The sequence below is a fragment of the Thermoanaerobaculia bacterium genome, from assembly GCA_035717485.1.
Lineage (GTDB): Bacteria > Acidobacteriota > Thermoanaerobaculia > UBA5066 > DATFVB01 > DATFVB01.
The window spans coordinates 1-6,354 of record DASTIQ010000057.1; the positions used below are offsets into that span (position 1 = coordinate 1).

Sequence of the window (6,354 nt, forward strand, 5' to 3'; positions counted from 1 at the left end):
GCGAGATCGGCTATCGGCTCGACTCCGATCTCAAGGCGGGCGCAACCCCGGCGCACCTTCGCAAGCGCCTGCGCGAGTTCTACAACGATCACGAGAGCCAGGAATTCATCGAGAAGCTCTCGGATTCCGAGGTTCAGAAGCTCGCTGCGAAGTGCCGCGGCGGAGTGCACGTGGCGTCGCCGGTGTTTGACGGCGCGCGCGAAGAGGAAATTTTTGCGCTGCTCAAGGACGCGAACCTGCCCTCTTCTGGGAAGACCACGCTCTACGACGGCATGACGGGAGAAGGGTTCGAACAGAAGGTCACCGTCGGCTACATCTACATGTTGAAACTCTCGCATCTGGTCGACGACAAGATCCATGCCCGCTCGATCGGGCCGTACTCGCTGATCACGCAGCAGCCGCTCGGCGGCAAGGCGCAGTTCGGCGGCCAGCGGTTCGGCGAGATGGAGGTCTGGGCTCTCGAGGCGTACGGCGCGGCCTACACCCTCCAGGAGCTGCTGACCGTGAAGTCCGACGATGTCGAAGGGCGCTCGAAGGTCTACGAGTCGATCGTCAAGGGCGAGGTCCCGGAGGATCCGGGCCTGCCCGAGTCCTTCAACGTGCTGGTGCGCGAGCTCCAGTCCCTGTGTCTCGACGTCGAGCTCCTGAAGCGATAACCGGATGGCAGAGTTCGAAAGGAGTGGGCAATTGGAAACGCTCACGTTGATGAATCAACCGACCAGTTTGAAGGATTTCAATTCGATCCGGGTATCGCTCGCCTCTCCGGAGAAGATCCGGTCGTGGTCCTTCGGTGAGGTGACGAAGCCCGAGACGATCAACTACCGGACCTTCAAGCCGGAGCGGGACGGCCTCTTCTGCGCGAAGATCTTCGGCCCGATCACCGACTGGGAGTGTCTCTGCGGCAAGTACAAGCGGATGAAGCACCGCGGCGTCGTCTGCGACAAGTGCGGCGTCGAGGTGACGAAGTCCCGCGTGCGCCGCGAGCGGATGGGCCACATCGAGCTGGCGGCCCCCGTTTCGCACGTGTGGTTCTTCAAGGGCCTCCCGTCGCGCATCGGGCACCTGCTCGACATGTCGCTGCGCGACCTCGAGCGGGTCCTCTACTTCGAGTCGTACGTCGTGATCGATCCGGGCGAGACGGACCTGAAAGAGAAGGAGCTCCTGTCCGAGGAGCGGTACCGCGAGGTGCGCGGCGAATGGGGAGACGTCTTCGTCGCCCGCATGGGCGCGGAGGCGATCCAGGAGCTGCTCCGCCGCGTCGACGTCGAGTCGCAGGCGGAAGAGCTCCGCCTGGTCATGAAGACCGAGACCTCGCAGATCAAGAAGCAGAAGGCGGCCAAGCGCCTGAAGGTCATCGACTCGTTCCGCCGGTCGGGGCAGCGCCCCGAGTGGATGATCATGGACGTCATCCCGGTCATCCCGCCGGAGCTCCGTCCGCTGGTGCCTCTCGACGGAGGCCGCTTCGCGACCTCGGACCTGAACGACCTCTACCGTCGCGTGATCAACCGGAACAACCGGCTGAAGAAGCTCCTCGAGCTCCGCGCGCCCGAAGTGATCGTCCGCAACGAAAAGCGCATGCTGCAGGAAGCGGTCGACGCCCTCTTCGACAACGGCCGCCGCGGCCGCGTGCTGAAGGGCTCGAACAACCGGCCCCTCAAGTCGCTCTCCGACACGCTCAAGGGGAAGACGGGCCGTTTCCGGCAGAACCTGCTCGGCAAGCGCGTCGACTATTCCGGCCGGTCCGTCATCGTCGTCGGCCCGGAGCTCAAGCTCAACCAGTGCGGCCTGCCGAAGAAGATGGCCGTCGAGCTCTTCAAGCCGTTCATCTACAACCGGCTCGAGAAGAAGGGCCTCGCCCCGACGATCAAGGCCGCCAAGGAGCTCGTGGAACAGGGCGACGTGGAGGTCTGGGACGCTCTCGAAGAGGTCATCAAGGACCATCCGGTGCTCCTGAACCGGGCGCCGACGCTCCACCGGCTCGGCATCCAGGCCTTCGAGCCCGTGCTCGTCGAGGGGAAGGCGATCAAGATCCATCCGCTCGTCTGCCCGGCGTTCAACGCCGACTTCGACGGCGATCAGATGGCCGTCCACGTTCCGCTCTCGCCGAAGGCGCAGGTCGAGGCGCATCTCCTGATGCTCTCCTCGAACAACATCCTCTCACCCGCTTCGGGCCGGCCGCTCGCCGTCCCGTCGCAGGACCTCGTGCTGGGCTGCTACTACCTCACGAAAGCCAAGCCCGGGACGAAGGGGGAGGGGCGGATCTTCGCCGACTTCGACGAGGTGATGCTCGCGCACGCCGAGGGCGAGGTCGTCACGCACACGCCGATCCGCGTCCGCTTCACCGGCGATTACCTGGATCTCACCACGCAGTACAACGACCAGGACGTCATCCACGCCGAGATCCAGGCGCTCGAGCGGGCGCTCATCGACACGACGGTCGGGCGCGTGATCTTCAACCGCGCGCTCCCGGCCCAGTTCCCGTTCATCAACGGCCTGCTCAAGAAGAAGGGCCTCTCCGACCTCGTCACGTTCTCGTACCTCCGGTACGGCGCGGCGGCCACGGTCCAGATGCTCGACGAGCTGAAGGAGACCGGCTTCCTGTACGCGACGAAGGCGGGCATCTCGATCGGCGTGGACGACATGCTGATTCCCGAGAAGAAACAGTATTTCGTGGATCGCGCCCACAAGGAGGTCCTCGAAGTCGAGAACCAGCGGTCCTCCGGCGTGATCACCGCCGGGGAACGCCACAACAAGATCATCGACATCTGGCACCGCACGACGGAGTCGGTTTCCGACGAGATGTTCAAGGAGATGAAGCGCTCCGACCAGTCGGGCTCCGAATTCAACCCGATCTACATCATGGCGGACTCGGGCGCTCGCGGTTCGAAGGAGCAGGTCCGGCAGCTCGCCGGAATGCGGGGCCTCATGTCCAAGCCCTCCGGCGAGGTCATCGAGAACCCGATCGTCGCGAACTTCCGCGAGGGCCTCTCGGTCCTCCAGTACTTCATCTCGACCCACGGCGCCCGCAAGGGCCTCGCCGACACCGCTCTCAAGACGGCGGACTCGGGCTACCTGACCCGCCGGCTCGTCGACGTCGGCCAGGACGTGATCGTGATCGAGGAGGACTGCGGGACCTCCGACGGCATCGTCGTCACCGCGATCATGGAAGGGGGCGACATCCTCGAGGCGCTCCGCGACCGCATCGTCGGCCGCGTCGCGCAGGAGGACATCCTCGATCCGCTGACGGAGCAGAAGATCCTGTCGATCGGCGACGAGATCACGGAGGAGCTGGCTTCCGCGGTGCAGGAAGCGGGCATCGAGCGCGTCAAGATCCGCTCCGTGCTCACCTGCGAGACCCGCCGGGGCGTGTGCCGCCGCTGCTACGGGCGCATGCTCGCGACCGGAAACCTCGTCGAGATCGGCGAGGCGGTCGGCGTGATCGCCGCGCAGTCGATCGGCGAGCCGGGGACCCAGCTCACGATGCGGACGTTCCACTACGGCGGAACCGCGTCCCGCGTGACCGAGCAGTCGAAGCACGTCGCGAAGAACCCGGGCAAGGTCCGGTTCCTGAACGTCACGACGGTCGAGCGGAAGGACGGCAGCCTCGTGGTCGTCAACCGGAGCGGCAAGATCACGATCCTCGACAACAAGGGACGCGAGAAGGAGCGCTACTCGGTCGTCTACGGCTCGAACCTGAAGGTGACGGAGGGCCAGGACGTCGCGCCGGGCCAGGAGCTCGTCGAGTGGGATCCCTTCACGTCGGCGATCCTCTCCGAGGTCGGCGGGCGCGTCGAGTACAAGGACATCGTCGAAGGGGAGAACCTCCGCGAGGAGACCGACCGCGTCACGGGCCTCTCGCAGAACATCATCGTGGAATCCCTGGGGGCCGAAAAGCGCTCGCCGCAGCTCGTCATCCACACGAAGGCGGCGGCGGACGGGAAGGCCGACCGCAAGTACCTGCTCCCGATCGGCTCGCATCTCATGGTCACCGACGGACAGGAGATCCATCCGGGCGACACGCTCGCGAAGATCCCGCGCGAGACGACGAAGACGAAGGACATCACGGGCGGTCTGCCGCGCGTCGTCGAGCTCTTCGAGGCGCGGCGTCCGAAGGAACCGGCGATCATCACGGAGATCGACGGCGCCATCGAGTACGGCCCGATCACGAAGGGTCTCCGGAAGATCATCGTCCGATCCGAGGACAACGAGGTCCGCGAGTACCTGATCCCGCGCTACACGCACGTCAACGTCCAGGACGGCGAGAAGGTCCACGCCGGCGATCCGCTGATCGACGGCCCGATCAACCCGCACGACGTCCTCGCGATCCTCGGCGAGAAGGAGCTCCAGCGCTACATGGTGGACAAGATCCAGGAGGTCTACCGCTCGCAGAACGTCGCGATCAACGACAAGCACATCGAGGTGGTCGTCCGCCAGATGATGCGCTCGGTCAAGATCGAGGAGGTCGGCGACACGGAGTTCCTCATCGACGAGCAGGTGGACCGTTTCCGGTTCACCGAGGAGAACGAGCGGGTGATCGCGGCGGGAGGCGAGCCGGCGATCGGGCGGCCGCTGCTGCTGGGCATCACGAAGGCCTCGTTGTCGACCGACAGCTTCATCTCGGCGGCCTCCTTCCAGGAGACCACCCGGGTGCTCACCGAGGCGGCGATTTCCGGCAAGGTCGACTCGCTCCGCGGGCTCAAGGAGAATGTCATCGTCGGGCGTCTCATCCCGGCGGGTACCGGCATGAGCTACTACCGCGACGTCGTCCTCGAGAAGGAGGACATCCCGGAGGTCGAGCCGGTCGTGGAAGAGTTCCTGACGGACAACCTCGACGATCTCGCGATGGCCGAAGCGGATTCCGAGTTCGAGGCGGACGAGGAAATCTGACGAGCGGCTTCGCCGCGCGAGCGGCGGAGAACCGGGCGAAAACGGGAACGGCCCCGGCGGAAACGCCGGGGCCTTTTTCCTGTCCGGGAGTTCGCGCCGGGCTCCTCGAGCGAGTCGATCCCTTTTTCGAATGAGGTATTTCCATCTTGCCGATGCCGACGGGCCCGGCGATCATCGATGCGGATGGAATCCGGCGCCCGCCGGAGCGGCGCCGCGAAGGGGGTTCCGGTGCGGTTCTTCGAGCGGCTCGTCTTCATCGTCGCCCTCGTCGCGGCGGCCCACCCTCTGCGGGGCGAGCCGGGGCCGCTGCCGGGGCTGGCCGCCCCTGCAAACCTCGTGGCCCTGGAAGCCTGCGAAACGCTGGACGTCAATTGGGAGCCGGTGCCGGGCGCGAGCCGCTACGCGATCGAGGTGACGGTCGAGTACGACTCCCTGTCCAGCGACTGCTCGAACGCGCCCGACCTGACCTCGATTTTCACGTTTTCGGTGGAAACGGCGATCGTCTCGATCGATTACGCGAATTTCCTCCGCGACTTCGGCGCCGGATTCCAGGCGCCCTGCCGGATCGTGCTCGTCCGGGTCGGGGGAGTGAGCCCGCCCGAGCGGGGGATTCGGACGACCTACGATTCGTTCGCCTCGACCGTCCCGACGCCGAACTGCCTGTAGCGCGCTTCGCTCCGGGTCGACCGCCTTTCCTTTCCGCGGGCCGCGCCGCGGGTTTGATTCCCGGCGCCGTTCCGGCGGATGATTCGGCCGCCGGCGCAGCCGGAAAGGAGAGACAGCATGAAGACCGTCCGTGAATACTACAAAGAATGTTTCGAGGCGGAGAAGCCGAAGTTCGTCCGGGTGATGAAGGCCGTTCCTGCCGACCGGGCCTCCTACCGCCCCGACCCGCGCTCGACTTCGGCCGCCGACCTGGTCTGGCTCCTCGCCAGCGAACTCGGCGACGCGTGCGAGATCATCGAGCGCGGGAAGGTCGATTTCGTCCTGAAGCCCGTGCCCGCGGCGGTCGGAGAGTCGATCGCGGCGTTCGAGAACAACGCGGAGGAGCTCCAGCGGCGGATCGCGAAGCTCGACGACGCGGCGTGGGACGCGAAGGCGCAGTTCGTCGTGAACGGGAACGTGGCGTGGGAGGCGAGCCTGGGCGACATGCTCTTCGGGTTCCTGTTCGACGCGATCCACCATCGGGGGCAGCTCTCGAGCTACCTGCGGCCGATGGGGGCGAAGGTCCCGTCGATCTACGGTCCCTCCGCGGACGACCCCGGGATGTAGCCGGCCGGCCCTCCCTGCTTCCTTCGGGCCGCGCGGTACGCGCGCGCGAGCCTCCCGCCCAGCCAGCGGCGATCGGCGCGGCGCAGCCGGCCGCTCCAGTTCCGATCCGCGTGCCATCGGCGCGCGGCGTCGCGCTCGCGCAGCTTCTCGACGACGGCGCGGGAGAGATCGTCGCGTCCGGCTGCCCGGAGCGGG

At 66.3% G+C, this 6,354-nt stretch carries 5 protein-coding genes; 4 read left to right on the forward strand and 1 reads right to left on the reverse strand.

Going from position 1 to position 6,354, the window contains the following annotated elements:
• From VFS34_02865 to VFS34_02880, 4 genes are all read left to right on the forward strand, one after another.
• On the forward strand, positions 1-656 hold a 656-nt coding region (locus VFS34_02865), incomplete at its 5' end, for a DNA-directed RNA polymerase subunit beta (GenBank protein HET9793378.1).
• Positions 657-705: 49 nt separating this feature from the next.
• On the forward strand, positions 706-4,887 hold the full coding sequence (gene rpoC, locus VFS34_02870) for a DNA-directed RNA polymerase subunit beta' (protein HET9793379.1): 4,182 nt from the start codon (positions 706-708) through the stop codon (positions 4,885-4,887).
• 183 nt (positions 4,888-5,070) lie between these two features.
• The gene (locus tag VFS34_02875; GenBank protein HET9793380.1) at positions 5,071-5,553 is read left to right on the forward strand and encodes a hypothetical protein; all 483 of its coding nucleotides are present in this window, start codon (positions 5,071-5,073) and stop codon (positions 5,551-5,553) included.
• 117 nt (positions 5,554-5,670) lie between these two features.
• Positions 5,671-6,159, forward strand: a complete 489-nt coding sequence (locus VFS34_02880; protein ID HET9793381.1) for a DinB family protein — start codon at positions 5,671-5,673, stop codon at positions 6,157-6,159.
• Here the strand turns inward: VFS34_02880 and VFS34_02885 are convergent.
• On the reverse strand, positions 6,126-6,354 hold a 229-nt coding region (locus VFS34_02885; GenBank protein HET9793382.1), incomplete at its 5' end, for a hypothetical protein. The genes VFS34_02880 and VFS34_02885 overlap by 34 nt on opposite strands.

What these genes read in the sequence shown, in the direction of transcription:
- VFS34_02880 (HET9793381.1), top strand. Translation starts at nt 5,671, where the DNA reads ATGAAGACCGTCCGTGAATACTACAAAGAATGTTTCGAGGCGGAGAAG.
- VFS34_02875 (HET9793380.1), top strand. Translation starts at nt 5,071, where the DNA reads ATGGAATCCGGCGCCCGCCGGAGCGGCGCCGCGAAGGGGGTTCCGGTG.
- rpoC (HET9793379.1), top strand. Translation starts at nt 706, where the DNA reads ATGAATCAACCGACCAGTTTGAAGGATTTCAATTCGATCCGGGTATCG.